18 protein-coding genes and 1 other RNA gene are annotated in these 18,049 nt (G+C 43.6%); 12 read left to right on the forward strand and 7 right to left on the reverse strand.

The genetic code is table 11. The features are described from left to right. The 3 genes from PLH26_RS11065 to fsa all read left to right on the forward strand — a co-directional run. A partial coding sequence (locus PLH26_RS11065) for a type IX secretion system plug protein (protein WP_502876382.1) occupies window positions 1-432 on the forward strand: 432 nt, incomplete at its 5' end. A 223-nt stretch (window positions 433-655) separates the two neighbouring features. Further along, window positions 656-755, forward strand: an RNA gene (gene ffs, locus PLH26_RS11070) — signal recognition particle sRNA small type. Between the two features lie 59 nt (window positions 756-814). Continuing rightward, entirely contained in the window at window positions 815-1,474 is a 660-nt protein-coding gene (gene fsa, locus PLH26_RS11075) for a fructose-6-phosphate aldolase (protein WP_324586079.1), read from the forward strand. Window positions 1,475-1,656: 182 nt separating this feature from the next. On the opposite strand, the gene PLH26_RS11080 is transcribed toward fsa, so the two are convergent. Continuing rightward, window positions 1,657-2,196 carry a DUF4142 domain-containing protein gene (locus PLH26_RS11080; RefSeq protein WP_324586080.1) on the reverse strand — a complete coding sequence of 180 codons (540 nt, stop codon included), beginning with the start codon at window positions 2,194-2,196 and terminating at the stop codon, window positions 1,657-1,659. 278 nt (window positions 2,197-2,474) lie between these two features. On the opposite strand from PLH26_RS11080, the gene PLH26_RS11085 reads away from it, so the two are divergent. Then, the gene (locus PLH26_RS11085; protein ID WP_324586081.1) at window positions 2,475-2,756 is read left to right on the forward strand and encodes a hypothetical protein; all 282 of its coding nucleotides are present in this window, start codon (window positions 2,475-2,477) and stop codon (window positions 2,754-2,756) included. 214 nt (window positions 2,757-2,970) lie between these two features. Here the strand turns inward: PLH26_RS11085 and PLH26_RS11090 are convergent, their stop codons facing one another. Then, a complete protein-coding gene (locus PLH26_RS11090; RefSeq protein WP_324586082.1) occupies window positions 2,971-3,639 on the reverse strand; it encodes a YdcF family protein in 669 nt (222 codons plus the stop codon). Between PLH26_RS11090 and PLH26_RS11095 the strand changes: the two genes are divergently transcribed. Then, a complete protein-coding gene (locus PLH26_RS11095; RefSeq protein WP_324586083.1) occupies window positions 3,634-3,813 on the forward strand; it encodes a hypothetical protein in 180 nt (59 codons plus the stop codon). The two genes, PLH26_RS11090 and PLH26_RS11095, sit on opposite strands and share 6 nt — an antisense overlap. A 140-nt stretch (window positions 3,814-3,953) precedes the next feature. Here PLH26_RS11095 and PLH26_RS11100 read toward each other — a convergent pair whose 3' ends face one another. Continuing rightward, complete coding sequence (locus PLH26_RS11100) at window positions 3,954-6,347, reverse strand: penicillin-binding protein 1A (RefSeq protein ID WP_324586084.1); 2,394 nt, start codon at window positions 6,345-6,347, stop codon at window positions 3,954-3,956. 117 nt (window positions 6,348-6,464) lie between these two features. Then, the gene (gene porW, locus PLH26_RS11105; RefSeq protein ID WP_324586085.1) at window positions 6,465-9,374 is read right to left on the reverse strand and encodes a type IX secretion system periplasmic lipoprotein PorW/SprE; all 2,910 of its coding nucleotides are present in this window, start codon (window positions 9,372-9,374) and stop codon (window positions 6,465-6,467) included. Window positions 9,375-9,570: 196 nt separating this feature from the next. Here porW and PLH26_RS11110 point away from each other — a divergent pair, with 196 nt between their 5' ends. Both PLH26_RS11110 and PLH26_RS11115 read left to right on the forward strand, forming a co-directional pair. Further along, a complete protein-coding gene (locus PLH26_RS11110) occupies window positions 9,571-9,969 on the forward strand; it encodes a hypothetical protein (RefSeq protein WP_324586086.1) in 399 nt (132 codons plus the stop codon). A 19-nt stretch (window positions 9,970-9,988) separates the two neighbouring features. Further along, window positions 9,989-10,408 carry a bactofilin family protein gene (locus tag PLH26_RS11115; protein ID WP_324586087.1) on the forward strand — a complete coding sequence of 140 codons (420 nt, stop codon included), beginning with the start codon at window positions 9,989-9,991 and terminating at the stop codon, window positions 10,406-10,408. A gap of 65 nt (window positions 10,409-10,473) precedes the next feature. Here the strand turns inward: PLH26_RS11115 and PLH26_RS21775 are convergent, their stop codons facing one another. Continuing rightward, on the reverse strand, window positions 10,474-10,668 hold the full coding sequence (locus PLH26_RS21775) for a HepT-like ribonuclease domain-containing protein (RefSeq protein ID WP_502876383.1): 195 nt from the start codon (window positions 10,666-10,668) through the stop codon (window positions 10,474-10,476). A gap of 130 nt (window positions 10,669-10,798) precedes the next feature. Between PLH26_RS21775 and PLH26_RS11120 the strand changes: the two genes are divergently transcribed. From PLH26_RS11120 to PLH26_RS11135, 4 genes are all read left to right on the forward strand, one after another. Continuing rightward, window positions 10,799-11,890: a DUF3810 domain-containing protein gene (locus PLH26_RS11120; RefSeq protein WP_324586088.1), complete on the forward strand. Its 1,092-nt coding sequence runs from the start codon at window positions 10,799-10,801 to the stop codon at window positions 11,888-11,890. Window positions 11,891-12,640: 750 nt separating this feature from the next. Beyond that, complete coding sequence (locus PLH26_RS11125; protein ID WP_324586089.1) at window positions 12,641-13,807, forward strand: glycoside hydrolase family 172 protein; 1,167 nt, start codon at window positions 12,641-12,643, stop codon at window positions 13,805-13,807. 155 nt (window positions 13,808-13,962) lie between these two features. After that, on the forward strand, window positions 13,963-15,060 hold the full coding sequence (locus PLH26_RS11130) for a Gfo/Idh/MocA family protein (RefSeq protein ID WP_324586090.1): 1,098 nt from the start codon (window positions 13,963-13,965) through the stop codon (window positions 15,058-15,060). Window positions 15,061-15,072: 12 nt separating this feature from the next. After that, entirely contained in the window at window positions 15,073-15,828 is a 756-nt protein-coding gene (locus PLH26_RS11135; protein ID WP_324586091.1) for a 3-keto-disaccharide hydrolase, read from the forward strand. A 123-nt stretch (window positions 15,829-15,951) separates the two neighbouring features. On the opposite strand, the gene PLH26_RS11140 is transcribed toward PLH26_RS11135, so the two are convergent. Both PLH26_RS11140 and PLH26_RS11145 read right to left on the reverse strand, forming a co-directional pair. Next, window positions 15,952-16,368, reverse strand: a complete 417-nt coding sequence (locus tag PLH26_RS11140) for a CBS domain-containing protein (protein WP_324586092.1) — start codon at window positions 16,366-16,368, stop codon at window positions 15,952-15,954. Between the two features lie 148 nt (window positions 16,369-16,516). Then, entirely contained in the window at window positions 16,517-17,542 is a 1,026-nt protein-coding gene (locus PLH26_RS11145) for a LacI family DNA-binding transcriptional regulator (RefSeq protein ID WP_324586093.1), read from the reverse strand. A gap of 131 nt (window positions 17,543-17,673) precedes the next feature. Here PLH26_RS11145 and PLH26_RS11150 point away from each other — a divergent pair. Next, window positions 17,674-18,049, forward strand: a 376-nt coding sequence (locus PLH26_RS11150) for a 5-deoxy-glucuronate isomerase (protein WP_324586094.1), incomplete at its 3' end; no start/stop codon positions are given.

Here is an 18,049-nt window from a genome sequence, read left to right on the forward strand (position 1 = left end):
AAAGATTATAATGGTATATATGCCGCATTGACCAATGAAAATGTAAACCCCTACTGGAACGGCGACTATGCTACAGTACATTTTACATATAAGCCGCCGGGCAATGCGCCTTATGCCAAAGACCTGTATCTTATCGGACAAATTACCAATTACGGAAGAGACGACAACGCTAAAATGCGCTGGAACCCGCAGCAAAATACCTATGAAACTACCCTGCAACTGAAGCAGGGCTACTATGATTACGCTTACGCCCTGGCAGACGGCAAAAACAACCCCCTCCGGTTCATTACAGATGAAACCGAAGGCAATATTTGGGAAACCGAGAACCAGTATACCATACTGGTATATTACCGTGAATTAGGCGGAAGATATGACCAGTTGATGAATGTAACAGTGATCAATTCAATGATGAACCGCCCGGGGCAGTTTTAGCGATTGCTGATTTGAGATTTGAGATTTAACATTTGAGATTACATGAGCGAATGAGTTGAATTCGCGTCGGGGTCTTCATCAGAAGCCATCGTGGGCAGCTATGAGACCCTGACGCTAAGTAAGTATTCTTCTATTCGCCGGGGTCTGCTCATGGCTCTGACAGCTCTTTTCGGATTTTATTTCTTGTAATTTGTCCTTTAATGCTTCCTTCGTATCTTTGCAGCGGCAAGTCTTATACGACCAGCTCCTGCTGAACTCCCCCAGGACCGGAAGGTAGCAAGGGTAGGCGGTTGTAGCGGTGCGATGTAAGTAACTTGCCTTTTTTTATTCTTATATTCGTTCTATTTATAACATTCAATGAATCAAAGCAAATATTAAGGTTATGAAATTTTTTATTGATACAGCCAACCTGGCACAAATTAAAGAGGCACATGATTTAGGCATATTAGATGGTGTTACCACAAATCCTTCCTTAATGGCCAAAGAAGGCATTAAAGGCGATGAAGCCATAAGAAATCATTATAAAACCATTTGTGAACTGGTAGACGGGGGAGATGTGAGCGCGGAAGTATTTTCTACAGATTTTGAAAGCATTGTTGCCGAAGGAAAGATACTGGCGGCTATTCACCCTAATATAGTAGTAAAAGTGCCTATGATCAAAGATGGCATAAAAGCATTAAAATGGTTTTCCGACAATAGCATTAAAACCAATTGCACACTGGTATTTTCGGCCGGGCAGGCCATCCTGGCCGCCAAGGCGGGCGCCAATTATGTGTCGCCGTTCATTGGCAGGATAGACGACAGCAACTGGGACGGCATGGAACTGATCGGGCAAATTGCACAGATATACGCCTTGCAGGGATTTAAAACAGAAATACTGGCGGCTTCTATCCGCAGTTCACTGCACATTGTAAGAGCAGCCGAATTGGGCGCCAATGTATGCACCTGTCCACTGGACCCCATTTTAGGTTTACTGAAGCATCCTTTAACCGATATCGGTCTGGCCAAGTTTTTGGATGATGCAAAGAAAATGCAGCATTAACAGGATAAGGTGAAGAATGAATGATAAATACAGGGAAAAGTTTAAAGCCCGGGGGACATTCCGGGCTTTTTTTATTGCCGTTTTACTGTAGGTTTGCGCCGCACATATAGTATGTCCGGCAAATCAAACGATATTGATCTCAGGCTAACCGTTCCTTACACGCGGCTGTCTCCGCTGCTGTTTTATTTATACATTCTTATGAGCGCCCTGGCAGAATCGAGGTGCTTATTCAATTGAGGTAAGGCATTGTCAATAAGCGTTTTTACCTCTGCGTTGTTTACCTTCTTTGACGCATGCTCAAACAAACGGATCACTTTTTCATGATCCCCGATCATGATATCAAGGAAAATCCGGTCAAAATCTTTTCCTGCATGATCATTCAATGAACGTAATTTCGTTTGCATCCCTTTATCCGGTGAGGATGGGAGCACAATATGTAATCCTGAAGACACAGCCTTCAACTGGTCGTTGAGGATGCCATGATCGTTCATGATCATACCTGCATAATCCTTTACTTTCCGGCTGATGGTTTTCTCTTTCGCCAGCTTTGCAAGCCGCGCTTCGGCCATACCGTTGTGCAGGGCATTTACCAGGAAATCATTGCTTTCTTTATCAACAGGTACCGCACTTTGTTGGGGGTTATCAGCCTTACCCGGATTACCATTGCAGGAAGCAATGAATACTATAGCAATAGTTATGAATGCCGAAAATTTGTTTTTCATCACATATATTTTGAAAGACAAAGGCCTCTGCCATTGATATCGAAAATCCGTGCCATTGCAATAATCTGTATTAACCTGCCATTACGCGAACGCCCTGCATCGCTTACCAGTCAACAACTGATCAGGCAGCGGATTTTTGGTAAAAACGGGGAAAATCATACCCAGTCAGGCGAATGCTCCCGCATACTATTGCCTGATAAGCAATTTGTTTTACCTTTTAAAACGGATGGCTCATTTATTGACACAGCTTTATTGATTGTTCATCAAAACATAATTATATGAAATATTCAATGCTTAAACGGCTTAATCATTATATTGGAACCCTGTTGTTATTTTCTGTGCTGCCGATGATGATCTTTGCCCAGGACACTGTGCAAATAAGTGAGCAGGAAGTGAGTTCCTGGTTTGGGAGGAACTGGATGTGGATCACCGCCGGTGTTATTTTACTGCTGTTGATCTTTCTTTTCAGCGGAGGCAGCTCCAGGCGCAAAACCACTACTGTTGTAAAAGACGACTATGGAAATGTGAAGGAAGTGACCACAACCGAAGTGCGGGAATAGATAAAGCACACCCGCGACATAAGAAAAAGGGGCTGTCTCGAAATCAGGCTACTAAAGGCTTTTATCACTTTTTCCTGATAGCAGTTTGTTCAGGCGATGACTTTGTAGCAAAAAATTACTTTTTTAGACAGTCCTCTTTTTTTTCAATCAGCCGAAATTATTTTCATTGAAAGTGTATCACAGATCACGGATTATGGCTGTTGCATGATGTTGGCTACCTGGTTCCGTAAGCTGTTGTATCTATATTTCCGCGAAGCGTTCCGCGCAATCTTTTCCAGAAACTCTCCCGCTCTTTAATGGAAATAAAACCGGGCTTAAAGGCTGCCTGTGCGTTGATATCGGGGTCAATCATTGCCGGCTCAATGGCTTTCAGGGTATCTGTTACCATTGGGATAAAGGCAATGTCTGCACTCACCTTTTTACGAACATAGCGCCGTAGCAGCCTGGTTTGAAAAGGGTCGGAAGCAAGCGCTATACGTTCAAAACCCAGTTGCTGTGCTTTTTTATACCCGTAATAAACATTTTCGGTGCTGTGCTCTGCCCTGGTTTCCGTATAAATATTTTTTGCGGGAATGCCGATGGCTTTTGCATACATCGCCATAATTTCCGCTTCATAATAAGCGGTATATACCGCCGAACCGGAATACATGATATTTTTGGTGATCCCTTTATCAAACAGATATTTAGACCAATAGATCCTTCCCTTCATCGTGCGGCTCCATTTGCCGTTCTCAAAAGGAACACCGGGAACAACAATAATATCAAACGGACCGCTGCTTTCAGCTTTCTGCAACAGTTGCCGGGTGGCTTTGGCCGAATAACTACAGGACATCGCACCAAATGCAATTGCGAAGAGAAGTATAAATAAAACAATTTTATGCATACAAAAACAACGGTTAAAGTGCAGCAACAGAAGCCCGTGCGCTGCAAGGGATATTCGTTTTCAAGCCAGGCTAACGGGGGCGGTATTTCCAGCATACCGGCCTGTCCAACCAGATCAACAACCTTTTTATTTTCCATTAATCCCCGGCTGTTTTTGTTTTGGAGCAAAGCATGATCAGTGCATTTTTTGAAAGCCCTGATGTACTTCAACTCTTTAACATGCAAAGCGCCAATGAAAAGAGAAGCAAAAAACGAACAGGCTTCATGACGAAGTAATACATTGCCGCTTAAAATTCCGGTACAGAAAATGCGTATTTAATCTTTCTTTTTCTTACCGCCAAAAAGCCTCCTGAAAAAACCTTTCTTTTTTTGATCTGCCGAATCGGGTTCCACTTTATCGTTCTTCCGGCTTCCGTTCTTTGCCTCTTCCAAAATCTTTCTTTCTTCCTCGTTGAGCTGCGACTCTGTTGTTATTCTTTCCCTGCCATCGCTTACCGGCACGTCAATGTACTGGCTGCCATCGTCACCTGTATTTTCTCCTTCCAGTATAGGCGTATCCGGCAAAGAAGGGTCGACCCAGTCGTACATCATTTCATTTTTAAAACTTTCCGGTTGTACAAACCTTGCATTGCGGTCTATGCCCAGCGTTTTATCTTTATACACTTCCTGGAAAAAATAGGCCCAAATGGGCATGGCCATCTGTGCTCCCTGACCTACGTAATTATTGGCGATACGTAAAATGGGATCGTCCGCACCCACCCATGCGCCGGCCAGCAACTGGGGCGTAAATCCAATAAACCATCCGTCTGCATTATTGTTCGTGGTACCTGTTTTACCGGCTATTTCACTGGTAATTCCATAAGCACTGCGCATTGAACGCCCCGTCCCAAAATCTACCACGCCCTGCATCATTCGTGTCATTATATAAGCATCCGATTCATTGATCACTTCAGTATGCGAAGTGGTGAAAGATTGCAGCACATTGCCGTTACGGTCTTCTATCCGTGAAATGTAAATGGGTTTGGTATTCATTCCTCCCCCGGGGAACATGCTGTACGCGCTCACCATTTCGATCAGTGAGATATCGGCTGACCCGAGTGCAATGGAAGGATAAGGAGGGATCTTACTGGTGATCCCACACTGCTTTGCAAAATCAACCATTCTGTTTACGCCTATCGCATTCATAAGATTTGCTGCAGCAGGATTGATGGAAGCCGCCAGGCAATAATTCAGTGGACGAGTTCCGGAATATTTCTTATCCCCGATCAACTTGCCGCCCAGGTCAACAGGATCCACCGGTACGGGTGTTTCAGGCGTATATCCGTTCATGATAGCCAGGGTATACAACAGCGGTTTAAATGTAGAGCCAACCTGCCGTTTCGTATTGTAATTAACATGGTCGTATTTGTAGGTTTTAAAATCTATACCCCCTACCCATGCTTTCACTTCACCGGTCAGCGGATCGGTTAATATAAAAGAAGCCTGCAGCATTTGCTTGTGGTATTTGATCGAATCCAGCGGCGTCATCGTAGTGTCCTTTTCCCGTTTGTCATTCCATGCAAATACTTTCATGGGCACTTTCACATCAAATGATTTCCGGATCTCAGCTTCTTTTACGTCGTCATCCGATAAATTACGCCAGCGTTCACTATTCTTCATAGCCCTCTCCAGCACAGCCTTTCCGTCTTTCGTTTTCCATACGCTCCCGTCTTTAATATTTTTTTGACCGTTAAATACTTTTTGCAGGTTGGGCATATGCCTTGCCACCGCCATTTCGGCGTATAGCTGCATCCGCGGATCAATAGTGGTATAAATCTTCAACCCGTCTTTATAAATATTATATGCTTCTCCGGTTTTGGGATTTTTATGCTCCTTACACCATTGGCGGATATCATTTCGCAATACGTCAATGAAATAGGGTGCCAGGTTTGTATTGTGGGTCATTTTTTCATAGTCAAGCTTTATAGGTACGAGCTTAATTTTACCGGCTTCCGCCGCAGGCAAATAGTTGTTGCGCACCATTTGATCTATTACGGTATTTCTTCTGTCTAATGCCTGTTTGGGGTTTATCCGCGGATTGTACGTGCCGGTTGCCTTAAGCATCCCTACCAGTACCGCCGACTCGGCAACATTAAGCCGGAAGGCATCTTTCTGGAAAAAAGTTCGGGAGGCATTTCGTATGCCATATACGTGATCACTGTATTCAACCGTATTAAGATACAGGGCAAGGATCTCTTCCTTTGTGAAATTCCGCTCCAGCTTAATAGCCACGATCATCTCTTTTAATTTTTCAATAACCCTCGCTATGGTGTTCTTGCTCCCCTGACCCAGCATATTCTTAGCCAGTTGCTGTGTGATCGTGCTGGCGCCGCCTTCACTGCCAAAAAAGAAAATAGCTCTTGCCAGGCTCCTTGCATCTATACCGGAATGCTTATAAAATCTTTCATCTTCCGTAGCAACCAGCGCATTGATCACATTGGGTGAAATTTCGCTGTATGGCACATTGATCCTGTCTATTATAACATACTTACCCATGAGCCTTCCATCGGCAGCAAATACTTCCGAGGCAGAAAGAATGGAAGGGTTTTCCAGCTCAGATAACGACGGGAGCTTACCAAAAACACCCCATGAGATCAACAGGAGAAATAAAACGGAAAAGCCAAGCCCGATAAAGAAAATTCTCCAGAAATATTTTACTGCCTTTGTCATATTGATGTGCTTATGATGAATAATGTCCGAAAACAGGCTTCTTCAACAAATGTAAAAGCAAATTCCATGCTTAACCTGTTACTATTGTATATATAATTTAAAGATGATTTCTTATAATCAGTCCTGGTAATTGTCCTCCATGAACTTTTTATACCCTTCCAGGTCCTTATTGTTCTTCAGCGCTTCAAGGTTGCCTGCAGAAATAACAATGAACGAATACTTATCTGCGGCCAGCCAGGGTACCACCTGCGCACCAGCCACAGCTTTTGTTCTGTTCAGATACTCCGATGCACCCACGGCATCCGGAAATCCCGACATCAGCATCAGCTTATGCTCATCATCCAGGGGTAATATGGTGATCTCTATGGGCTGATCATTAAATGACTCCCGGTTGTAGCGATTAAAAGCATTTTTGGCCTCGTTACCATATACAATATCCACTTTATTGAGTACCACGGCCACATAATGCCGCTCAGCAGGATCATAGCTGAAGCCCGATTGTGGCGCCGGTTTGGGCCTATTGAATACCGATGAATCTATAGAAGGTCTGATAACGGTTCCTTTTGCAGCAGCTACCCCTGGCGCCTTGGTTTCGCTGTTGACCTTAACCTGTTCCTGCACGCCTGTCCTGGGCCTGGATACATCTTCAACTATCGCAACGGTATCTTCTTTTGCTCTTTCTATGTCCAGGTTGGTGAGGTATTTTTCAATCTCATCACGTCTTTTCAATACATCGATGATGTTCTCTGCTTTTTTAGAGATGCCTGCTTCCCTGTCAATATGTATAAGATTCTGAAGCGCATTGATGGCCGAGTTATCATCTTTTTGTTTGATATAATAGATCGCTTCTATGTACAGCAGTTGTTGCGTCCAGTAAATATTTCCATAGATGCTGTCGGCTTTCGCCTTTTCTATAATAGCCTCTTCAAACTTACCCTCCAGAAAAAGATCATATATTCTTTCATAATTGCGGGTAGCATCGTCCTTCAATTTGGTTTTGCGCTTTTCAACAGCTCCGGGATCATCAATGTATTCGATGTATTTGCTTTGAGGCGCAATTCTTGCCAGTATTTCCCTGTATTGTTTTGCTTTGACAGGCATGTTCAGTTTGGTATAACAATAATGCAGGTCAAAAACTGCTTCTTCCCGGTATCGGGTATCCGGAAAGCGGTTCAGCAATGCTTCATAATTCTTTATGGCTTCGGCATAGTCTTCAAACTGATCTTTAAAAGCCCTGCCCAATCCAAATAAAGCCGATTGAATGCTATCGTTTGAAACCTGTATTGCAGCGGGGGTAAGGGGAAGACTTTTCAAAAGCCCCTCGTAGCTGATATCTTCAGGATTTTCTATATTGTTCAGCCTTCCGTCTGCACCGGGCTCATTACCCGGTTTGGGTTCAGGCACTTTAAACTGTGCCGCAATATCAGCCATGCGCCTCCAGTTGTCTGCATTTGGCCGCGATCCCCAATTGTTGCGAAAAGCGGTAAATCCCCTCGATTTTAATGAATTGTTATCAAAGTACCAGTCACCCTTACCTTCATTTCCCGAAAAAATATCTGTAGTTGCCTTGTTGGCGAACGGATTGTTTGTGTTCGTGTTAAATGATTCTGTTTCCTTTAGTCCCCTTTCTTTGCGCAGGCGCCTGGCAGCCGCTTTTACATATTTTTCCCTTTCAGTTTCCGGCATGGCAGCTACTTTTTGCAGGCTGTCTTCCACCCTGATGGTTTGTAATTTGGCAACCACCCCGCTCAATGCATCCTTCCGATGCGAAACAGTTACCGCATCTTTTACTACCGGGCTGTTGATATCCAGACTGTCGTATGCGCTGTATGCCAGTTCATATTCCTTTTTTTCAAAGGCCAGCCCGGCCAGGTACAAAAATGAACGGTTGCGCTGATCAGGATCGTCATTGTTATACTTAACGCTTTTTAACAGGTAGGCTTTAGCGGCATCATAATTATTACGCTGCATTTCCATTTGTGCAGCCATATAATAAATGATATTGCGATAATTGTAATACTTATCACGCCTTACCATTTTAAGCAACTGCTTTACATTTTCATCAATGATCTTCTCTTCGTTATCGCCACCGGCCAGCTTTATTTTATTCAACCTCGCATATACTTCCATTACCGGGTCAATGGTATGTTTAATGCATTGGTCAAAATACGCATCTGCTTCCGTTGGTTTTTTGCTCAATGCATACAATTGACCTATCAGGTATTCCCACCTGGCCCTTTCCTCCATATTTTCGGCATTGTCCAGTGCAGGTATCAGATGTTGGGCAGTGCTATCCCACATCTTATTCCTGTAAAACAGGTAAGCCTGCATTTCTTCCAGCGCCGGCTTTAACCGCCGGGGGAATATTTCATCGCGTTTCAGGGTTTGTATCATTGCCGAAGCCTCGTTGTAAGCGCTGTCTTCAATATAATTTCTCAATTGCCATACAAGCGCATCATTGCGGCGTGGCGGCTTACTGAACATTTTAGAAGTGATGCCCGTCTTTTCTCTTGTAGAAACAGAATAGATATTGCCTTCATCGTTAAGATTACTGCCTATATATTTTTTAAATCCCAGTTCTTCTTCAGTCTTGGGCTGAAAATAATAATTGAGATATTGAAAAGCGATATGGGCTGAATCGAACTGTTTTTTGAAAAAATAAGCCTTTCCCATCAAAAAATACATATCATCAATCCACTCATTTCTCAGGTCATGCAGTAAAATGCCTGCGTTACATTTTTGCAGCACGGAATCCAGTTCTGTCTTTTGTGATGCGGTAGCGTCAAGCGTATAGTTGTAAAACGGCAACAATTCGGTATAATCATCCATAAAGCCCTGTTTGGCTCCTGTTACCACTTCGGTTAGCTTAACATCTGCATTAAAGAAAAAATTATAATGTGTACTCATGCCCTGCATGATCCTCCGTGGTATTGTGTATTTGGTGGTAAAGGTTTTATCTGATCCCAGTACGCGGTTTTCGTATTTCTCCGGCTTCTTTACATCAAGGGTCGCATCTTTTTGTGCCATTACAGATGAATAATGGCCACAATAAAATAAAATAGTGGGTATAACCGTTAAAAGGAATTTACTATAAGACATGCATGCATAGTTCGATCACGTAATAAACTAAATTTCAGCGAAATTATTTTTAATTGTACATTTTTTCAAGGTTTCGTCCCTACAACCAGGTCAAAGTGGTTATTTTTAACACAAATAACTGATAATGGCAAAGATATTTGATACCGACGGAACCCTGCAGCACCTGCGCAACCGTTACCGGCTGGTGGTGATGAACGACGATACCTATGAAGAAGTGGTTACATTCCGGCTGTCGCGGCTCAGCGTTTACATCACGTTATGTACAATATTTGTAGCTTTGGTTGGTGTAACGGTGGCTTTGCTGGTATTTACGCCGTTGCGTTATTATGTACCGGGCTACGGGAGCGCATCAGACAGAAGGGAGATGATAACGCTAAAAATGCAGGTTGATTCGCTGGAACAGCAAATGAACTACCGTGATAAATATATGGAAAGCATACAAAATGTGCTGAAAGGAAATACAACGGCACTCATGGATACAACCCAGTTAAATGTTCCCGAAGAGGGAAAAAGCGAAGATTAATCATTTAAAACCAATAACTATGTTTTCATCAAAATCCAAATCCGAAATCGAGATACCCGCTTCTTCATCCGGCACAAGTTTGATAGGCGCCGGCACAATCATTAAAGGCGACGTGGTAAGCAGCGGCGATATTCGTATAGACGGAACGCTGAAAGGAAACATTTCCGGTTCTGCAAAAGTGCTGATAGGCGCCGAAGGTGTTGTTGAAGGCGATATTGAAGGACAGCAGGCCGACATACTCGGAAAAGTTAGCGGTAAAATCATCATCAAGGAATTGTTGAACCTCAGGGGTAAAGCGGCTGTAAAAGGCAATATCAGCGCAGGTAAACTGCAGGTTGAACCCACAGTGAGCTTCAATGGCCAATGCCATGTTGGCGAAGGGACCGTGGCCAATGTTGTAGAAATGCCTGCTGATGAAGAGCACGCTATTGCGCAATAATCTTTCCCGTTAAACGGAAACAGTTTTATTTGCCCTGCACGACTCATACGAACCGTGCAGGGATTTTATTGCCTGCTATAGAAAAGGTTGAAGGACTCAATTATGCTTTTATTGCTTATTCCCGAATGAAAAAAGATTCTTCGCTGACGGAAATTTATAAGGATTTTAGAGTCGCGATCTTTGATTTCCCAAACGATGGAATAATCAATGCCAAAATAATGATGAACAATTCGATTTCTGAAGGGTTCTCTTTTAGACATAAACTATTTCTGATTCAATCTGTTGAAAATATTTTGGTTTCAATCCTTTTCTGGAAACCAGAATGCATTTGCTATACAAAAACCGTTTACTTTTAGGTTTTGATATCAAAAGTTTTCCGGTAAAGCAATAATGCAAAAACCCGACAGGCGCAGTATACTATCCGTTATCATTCTTACATGCATAGCATTGGGCATCCGCTTATATGCTTCCAGCCCCGGAATGGTTGAATCATCATATACCTCGGGCATATATCCTTATATCAGCTCTTTTTTAAGGAGACTCTGGGGATCCGTACCTTTTAGCGCGGGAGATATATTGTATGGTTTTCTTTTTGTATTTGCCTTGTGGAAGGCGGCACAAAGAGTAAAAAAACTACGAAGAGAAAAGCGACCTGCGCTTCGTCCAAAAATAGCATGGCTAAAGACCTTTAGCTTTCTTTTACTGCTCTATATCATTTTCAATGCACTGTGGGGATTGAATTACGACCGTAAAGGAATTCATCACCAAATGAACTTCCAGCGGGAAGCATATTCAAAAGAAGAAGTAGTGAACATAAATAATGTATTGCTGCAACAGGTAAATACCTGCAAGGAAGCTTTGCTCCGGCAACGAATATCCTACCCTTCAACCAGGGAGCTGTTCACAAAAGCAGATCATGCCTTTGCTGAAGCGGCAAAAAAATATCCTTTTCTCCGGTATTCATATCCTTCGGTAAAGCCGTCTCTTTTCAATTTCATAGGAAACTATTTTGGGTTTTCGGGTTATTACAACCCCTTTACGGGCGAAGCGCAGGTTAACACCGATGTGCCGCCATTTCTTCAGCCCTACGTTACCTGTCATGAGATATCACACCAGCTGGGTTATGCAAAAGAGAACGAAGCCAATTTTGCCGGGTATATAGTGGCTACGGCTTCAGGAGATACGCTTTTTATGTATTCGGCCTATTTCGATCTTTTCCTGTATGCCAACCGCAACCTGTACAGAACAGACTCCGTTGCCGCAAAGCAGTTTCTGGCATTGCTGCACCCCGGCGTTAAAAAAGATATAGAAACCCTTAAGGCCTATTATAAAAAATACGAAAACCCTGCTGAACCGGTCTTTAGATGGGTGTATGGAAAATACCTTGAAGCCAATAAGCAGCCGCTGGGCATGACCACATATAGCGAAGTAGTAGCCGATGTAATTGCCTGGCATAAAGAATACGGGCAGCCGGGAGGTTAAAATTTGTACTGTTTTTAAGGTTGCGGCAAAACCGCTAACGCACAGAGAAAATGAAACATGAAGATCAGGACTTCGTGTCTTAGTGGCATCTTCTATAGAGTCTTTTTTTAGACAGCTTCAGTAAAGTCGTGCCTCAGCATAATTGTAATGATTCTTTAGGGAAGTGAGTGCCGTCAGGCAGGGTTCATACTCCTGAATCAGATGCCCTAGGGTAAAGCACGAAGCATTTATTTTGATCCCGTGAAGTCATATTTTTCATCCGCAAAGTGCAAGGTCTGCATTTACCCTGAAAGGGTCGTGGGTTTATACCCTGATAATAACAATAGAGACGAATTGTTCGACCCCCTTGGGTCGTAGCTTGCTTGTCTGCGTTTTTTATAAACATTGCATCCCTTTGGGATGCGGAGAACCTATACGAGGCTGATTACAGAAACTTATATTGACCCTGAAGGGGTCTGAACGTTTATAATTACACTATAAAAAGTATTACGACCCTGAAAGGGTCGAACAATAAATATCTCTTTTCAGTTTCATCCGCGATTCTTCTCTTTTTAAGATGAATGTCCGGAACAGCTCTCTTTTTTGCATTGAAAGATGAAGCGCCTACTATGATTTTATATTTTATGCAATACCTTTAGCATACTTCCTGATTATCATGACCGGTGAAGGGCACATCCTATCCTTGAATACATTTTGATAGCTTCTTACTACTACAAAGAATTATTTAAAAACCGTTTAATCTGATCTGTCATGAAAAAGCTGCTTTATTGCTTGTCTGTCTTTCTTTTTGCTGCCACAGCCGGCCACGCTCAAAACAATAAATTCAACGGGCTGAACATGAACATGGGCAACCTCTTTCGTCTGTCGGATGCCAAAACACGTTCCATAAGCCCGGAAAACTTTACAGGGGAAAAAGGAAAAGGCGGCATGGCCGATCCTGCCGCCAAAGACAGGCGGAATACCGCCAATGCGCATAATGCCGCACGTGATCTTGGCCAGGGCTGGAAAGTAAATCCATATATCATTATCAATGCGGGTGAAACCACCACCATTGCCGAAATGGAAGGCCCCGGCGCCATACAGCATATATGGATGACCCCAACAGGCGTTTGGCGCAATTCGATCCTGCGCATTTACTGGGACGATGAAAAAGAAGCATCTGTTGAATGCCCAGTGGGAGATTTCTTCGGCATGGGCTGGGGGGAGTATGCGCCGTTAAAGTCACTTGCTGTTTGCGTAAATCCGGGTAGTGCCTTCAATTGCTACTGGGCAATGCCTTTCCGGAAGAAATGTAAAATTACCATGGAGAATATCAATACAGAAAACATGGTATTATATTACCAGATAGATTATACACTAACCGAAGTACCTGAAGATGCCGGCTATTTTCATGCACAGTTCCGCCGGGCTAATACCAATACCACATCCGATTACACTATCGTGAATGGCATTAAGGGAAAAGGACAATATGTGGGTGTATATATGGCCTGGGGCGTAAACAATAACGGATGGTGGGGCGAAGGCGAAATAAAATTTTTTATGGATGGCGACACCAAATTTCCAACGATTTGCGGCACCGGTACGGAAGATTATTTTTGCGGTTCGTATAATTTTGAGAATAAGGTTAAGCGTGAATATGAAGTATTTACCACACCTTACTCGGGTTTATCGCAGGTGATAAAACCCGATGGGCTATATAAATCGCAGCAGCGTTTTGGACTGTACCGCTGGCATATAATGGATCCGATACGCTTCGAAAAAGACCTGAAAGTAACCATTCAGGACCTGGGCTGGCGCAGTGGCGGGCGTTATTTGCCGCAACGCTCCGATATTGCATCGGTAGCATTCTGGTACCAGCGCGAGCCGCACGCCCATTTTCCAAAGCTGCCGTCAAAAGATAAGCTGGAAGTAAATTAATAAAAGGTGTCGGCAGTCAGGTGTCATTGGTGAGCTTTCAGCTATCAGGTATTTTGTTAACGGCTTATTCCTTTATTGACTATTGACAATTCACTATTGACAACTCACTATTCACCACTCACTATTCACCACTCACTACTCACCAAAAATTGAATATGAAACGGTTCTTTTATTTTTTTTGTTCAATTTCACTTCTGGCATCCGTTAATCTTAACGCCCAGCCTGTACGTGTAGCCGTTGCCGGTATCTCGCACGGACATTCGGGCTGGATACTGGGGCGAAAGCCTCAAAGCGATATTACGCTTGTGGGTGTATGCGAACCCGATAAAGCATTGCTGCAAAAATCCGCAAAAAAATTCGGGTTGAATAGCAGCATGCTGTTCAACGACCTGGATAAAATGCTGGATGCGGTGAAGCCCGAAGCGGTGGTGGCTTTCGGATCTATTTATGATCATCTTGCCGTAGTGCAGGCCTGTGCGCCCAGAGGCATCCATGTGATGGTGGAAAAACCGTTGGCAGTGAGCGTGGAACATGCATTGCAAATGGATTCACTTGCCCGAAAATATAATATTCATCTCCTCACCAATTATGAAACATCGTGGTACCCGGCTACGGCAAAAGCATACCAACTGGTAAACGACAGCAATTATACAGGCGGTTTAAAAAAAGCAGTATTTCATCACGGGCATGAAGGTCCTAAGGAAATTGGCGTAAGCAGTGAGTTTCTCCACTGGCTCACCGATCCGGTGCAAAACGGGGGTGGCGCTATTATAGATTTCGGCTGTTACGGCGCCAACCTCATGACCTGGCTCATGAAAGGACAACAACCCATATCCGTAACCGCCGTTACCCGGCAGTTCAAACCCAACGTATATCCCAGGGTGGATGACGAAGCTACCATTATTGTAAGCTATCCCGATGCACAGGCCATTATACAGGCCTCATGGAACTGGCCCTTTAGCCGGAAAGACATGGAGTTGTATGGTACCACAGGATATGTGATCACGGTAAACAACAGCGATATGCGCATCAAACAAAAAAGCGACAAAGCGGAACAAAGCCGCAAATACACATCGAAGGATATTCCCGTATATGAAAATCCCTTTACTTACCTGGCTGACGTTGTGCGAAAAAAAATTACGGTAACAGACGACGGGCTGTACGCTCTACCGAACAATGTTACTGTGGTGCGCATACTTGAGGCAGCCCGAACCTCTGCTCAAACAGGAAAAACAGTATTTTTGAACAACTAAAATATATCATCAATGAAAAGTAAAATGTACCGACTGGCATTCATGGTCTTCATTGCAACGGCAACTTCCTGCGGTGGAAACAGCGAAAATACCGGTTCAGCAGAGGTTAATCCCGATGCTGCCGCCACAACCGTTCAAACAAAAACACCAGGGGAATGGATAAGCCTCTTTGATGGCAAAACATTAAGCGGCTGGCATGGTTACAATAAAACCGGCGAAGTAAAGAACTGGACCGTTCAGGATAGTGCATTGGTTTGCCTGGGCGCAGCAAAAGATGCCCACGGTGGCGACCTGGTTACTGATAATACCTATGGGAATTTTGAGCTTACCTGGGATTGGAAAGTAGATAAAGGAAGCAACAGCGGGGTAATGTACCATGTAGTAGAAAATGCCAAATACAAAGCGCCTTACGAAACGGGGCCCGAATACCAGGTTATTGACGACATCGGTTTTCCCGAAAAGCTGGAAGACTGGCAGAAAGCGGGCGCCGATTACGCAATGACGCCTGCAAATGATAAAAAACAATTAAATCCCGTTGGACAATGGAACAGCAGCCGTATCATTTACAACAACGGGCATGTGGAACACTGGCTGAACGGAGAGAAAATTGTGGAATTTGAGGCAGGCAGCGATGACTGGAACAAAAAAAGAACAGAAGGGAAGTGGAAAGACTATCCCGATTATGCAAAAGCAAAAACAGGAAAGATCGCTTTACAGGATCATGGCAATAAGGCGTATTACAGGAATATCAAAATAAGGGAACTATAACAGGCATTACCGCAGGGCACCTGCTGTTTGCTTTTTTGCAATGAAAAAGGCTGTACCATATTGGATACAGCCTTTATGGTATCAGGGAAGGGTCTCTCACGTTGGAAGGATTCCTCATGTTGTTTAATACTGGTCCAGCAGATATTTTATTATATCGGTGGTGGTAACAATACCTTTCAATGCTCCATCATCAACTACCGGAAGCGAATGATACTCTGCAGTACTGAAAATTTCCGCCACTTCCCTGACAGGTGTATCGCTGCTTACCACACGTAAATCGGCGGTCATAACCTGCGGAACGGTAAGCATCTGCAATACGGCTTCATCGGCTCCTTCCTGGTTATCGAAAAGCGCGCCGAATGTAAGCCGGTTAATATCGTTGCGACTTATCATGCCGGTTATCTTTCCTCCTTTTTTTACCGGCAAATGCCTTATGCCTTTTTTGCGGAAGATGGCCGCCACTTCACTCAGCCTATCGGTTTCCTCAACACTAATAACATCTTTGGTCATGATATGGGAAACAGGTTCTCTTTTTTTCATTGTTTTTAGATTCAGCCTCAAAAATAAACGACTCCCCTCTTTCCGAATATGACAAAGATCATCCTGCAGCTCAATTTATATCAGGTTGGAGGAATTGATTTTTTTTTAAAAATTTTAACCGGATTGCCATTTGCCATCCATAATATTTTCATCTCCCGCCTGAAGAATCCCTTATGATCAGCTCAGATGGCAATACAAGGTGTACCGGCACATCTTTTTTAGCAGTGTTTGTATAATTCAGGAAGATCCTGGCGGCTTCTTCCCCGATCTGTCTTCCGGGACGGGCCACAGAAGTAAGCGACGGTGATATATAAGGCGATATGGGCGAATTATCAAAGCCCACAACAGCGATATCTTCCGGTACCCGCCGGCCTTTTTCTCTTATTACTTTCATAGCCCCTATAGCCACCTGGTCGTTTACACCAAATATAGCATCGGGGCGCTGCTCCAGCTCCAGCAATTGAGCGGTAGGGTCAAGCGCACTTTCTACTTTAAAATTGGTATTGATGATCAGCTCTTCCTCCACAGGCAATCCATACTTTGCAAGACATTCGGTATATCCCCTGAACCGCTGCTCGGTAACAGCCATTCCATTGGGACCTTTTAAATGAGCAATGCGCCGGCGCCCGGTATTCACCAGGTGCTCCACTGCCGCAAAAGCACCATGATAGTCATCTATAGTTACACTTCCCGCGGAAAATCCTTCATAATCGCGGTCAATAAAGATCAATGGCAAATTTCTTTTACCCACGTTTTCGAGGTGCTCGTAGTGTCCCGAATCATAGGTTTCCTGTGAAACAGAAAGAAAAATGCCTTCCACACGGTTTGATAAAAGTTTTGTCACATATTCCGATTCCAGCAGGTACTGCTCATTGGTTACACATATGTTCAACGTGTAGCCCAATGGGTGCAACACTCCGTCAATACCCTCAATAATGGCCGATTCATAGTAATTATTGATGGTAGGAACGATAACTCCAATGCTTGCCGTTTTGGTATTGAGCAGGTTCAATGAAACCTGGTTGCGCTGGTAACCTACTTTTTGCGCATACTCCTGCAGGTTGCGCCTTGTATCTTCATTGATAGAAGGATGATTGTTCAGCGCCCTCGACACTGTTGACGGCGAGCACCTGAATTTTCGGGCAATGTCCTTTATGGTAACAGGTTTATTCATATTTCATGTTGATCTTATCACAGCCCAAGTTCCGCTTTTTTCTCAACTCAAAAAATTTCAAACGTTTGCAATACCCATAAATCATTTTAATAGAATTATAATGTTAAGTTTACCAGCGTAAAATGTTGCTGATGTCAGATTCAAAATTGCTTGTTAAACCGGAGTCCGGAAACCGTAGGTATCATCACTTCACTGCAGAGGACGCCGGCTGGAACTACCTCAACTTTGAAACCTGGTTATTGGAAGAAAACGAAGCCTTCTCTCAAAATACAGGTGAATATGAATATTGCATTGTACTATTAGCTGGCAATTTTAAAGTATACTCTGATAAAGGTGAATGGGAAACCCGTAACGGCAGAAAAAATGTATTTAGTGGTATTGCCCATACATTATATCTGCCGCGACATACCCATTTTACGCTTACCGCACAATCTGACAATACAGATATAGCCATTTGTTGGGTTGCTACCAATGAAGATCATCCTCCTTATTTAAAGCAGCCCGAAG

This window comes from Agriterribacter sp., assembly GCF_035444585.1.
Taxonomy (GTDB): domain Bacteria; phylum Bacteroidota; class Bacteroidia; order Chitinophagales; family Chitinophagaceae; genus Agriterribacter.